The organism is Saccharopolyspora sp. (genome assembly GCF_017434145.1).
In the GTDB taxonomy this organism is placed as follows: Bacteria; Actinomycetota; Actinomycetes; order Mycobacteriales; family Pseudonocardiaceae; genus Saccharopolyspora_C; species Saccharopolyspora_C galaxeae.
In genome coordinates this window covers 1-1,748 of sequence record NZ_JAFRFW010000135.1, presented here as the reverse complement: position 1 = coordinate 1,748, position 1,748 = coordinate 1, and the positions used below count along the sequence as shown (strand labels likewise).

The following is a 1,748-nucleotide window of genomic DNA, read 5'->3' as shown; positions in this document are numbered from 1 at the left end:
TGCATCGGCGGGAACGACCGCGGCGCACCGCGCTGGTAGAACCGGTTGGAGTCCGGCAGGAACATCAACACCAGCGCGGCCGCGTGCAACAGCGCCACGAAGACGCTGAAGACGATGTCCAGCGGCGCGATGTCCGCGCCGACCATCCGCACCACCTCGGCGCGCCCCAGCACCGCGAGCGTCAGCAGCGTGACCAGCGTGCCGAACACGCCGAACCCGCCGAACACCGCCAGCACCACGCGCGCCCAGTTGCGGCCTTGCAGCATCCGGGTCGACAAACCGGCGTAGACCACGACAATCGCCGAGGCGAACAGCAGCGTGATCAGCACCCCGTTGTTCGCGGCCGCGTCCAGCTCCTGCTGGTTGAGCTGCGGAGCCGCGCCGTGCAGCTCGTTGATCAGCCGCTCCCGGTCGGCCAGCTGCCACAGCGACCGCACGAACTCGAACGCCGCAGCCGCGATCCACAACCACCGGGCCAGCTCCAACGTCCGCGGCGCGGGTGGCTGTCCCTGCGGTTCGGAAGCACCCTCGGACGACTGCGGTGCGATCACTTGAGCCCCAGGCTTTCCCGGTACCACTGGGACAGCTCGGTCGCGTAGTAGGTCAGCACGATGTCCGCGCCCGCGCGCCGGATGGAGGTCACCGTCTCCTGCACGATGCGCCGCCGGTCCAGCCAGCCGTGCGCGGCGGTCGCCTCGATCATCGAGTACTCACCGGAGACCTGGTAGGCCGCGACCGGCACGTCGGACAGCGCCGCCACGTCGCGCAGCACGTCCAGGTAGGACATGGCGGGCTTGACCATCACCATGTCCGCACCCTCGGCCAGGTCCAGGTCCGCTTCGCGCAGCCCTTCCCGGCCGTTGCCGGGGTCCTGCTGGTAGGTGTTGCGGTCCCCGGACAGCTGCGAGTCCACGGCCTCCCGGAACGGCCCGTAGAACGCCGAGGCGTACTTCGCCGAGTAGGCCAGCACCGAGGTGTCGGCGAACCCGGTCGCGTCCAGCGAATCCCGGATCACCGAAACCTGGCCGTCCATCATGCCGCTCGGCGAGATCACCTGCGCCCCGGCCTCGGCCTGCGCGACCGCCATCTCGCCGTAGACCTGCAGCGTCCGGTCGTTGTCCACCACGCCGTCGTCGTCCAGCACACCGCAGTGGCCGTGGTCGGTGAACTCGTCCAGGCAGGTGTCGGCCATCAGGACCGTGCTGTCGCCGACCTCGGCGGCCAGGTCTCGCAGCCCGGTGTTGAGCACGCCGTTCGGGTCCACCGCGCCGGAACCGGTGGCGTCGTGCTCGGCGGGCACGCCGAACAGCATCAGCCCGCCCACTCCGGCGCTGACCGCTTCGGTCGCGGCTTTGCGCAGCGAATCCCGGCTGTGGTGCACCACGCCCGGCATGGAGGTGATGCCCACCGGTTCGGACAAGCCCTCCCGCAGGAACATCGGCAGCACCAGGTGCCTCGGTTCCACGCTCGTTTCGGAAACCAGCCGGCGCACGGCGGCGGTGCGGCGCAACCTGCGCGGGCGATGCGACGGATACATCGGCGAGCTCCTCGCGACGACGAACGGCGACCGGCGAGCGGTCGCGAATCAGGCGGATCTCCGGGCACCGCGAGCCGGTGTCCACGGCCTCCCCAGGACCAGCCTGCCAGTGCCGGAAAGCAACGTGGCCCGGACCCCGCGTTCGCGAGATCCGGGCCACGACGTCGTCAGCTCCGGCGGGCGCGCTTGGCCTTCTTCGGCGGCGGCAACG

Annotated in this window: 2 protein-coding genes; both read right to left on the bottom strand. The window is 70.6% G+C overall.

The genetic code is table 11. The features are described from left to right. A partial coding sequence (locus tag IJH84_RS03750; RefSeq protein WP_295140184.1) for a hypothetical protein occupies positions 1 to 551 on the bottom strand: 551 nt, incomplete at its 3' end. Beyond that, a complete protein-coding gene (gene hemB, locus IJH84_RS03745) occupies positions 548 to 1,537 on the bottom strand; it encodes a porphobilinogen synthase (RefSeq protein WP_200068920.1) in 990 nt (329 codons plus the stop codon). The genes IJH84_RS03750 and hemB, both read right to left, overlap by 4 nt. Positions 1,538 to 1,748 lie beyond the last annotated feature (211 nt).

What these genes read in the sequence shown, in the direction of transcription:
- hemB (WP_200068920.1), bottom strand. Translation starts at nt 1,537, where the DNA reads ATGTATCCGTCGCATCGCCCGCGCAGGTTGCGCCGCACCGCCGCCGTG.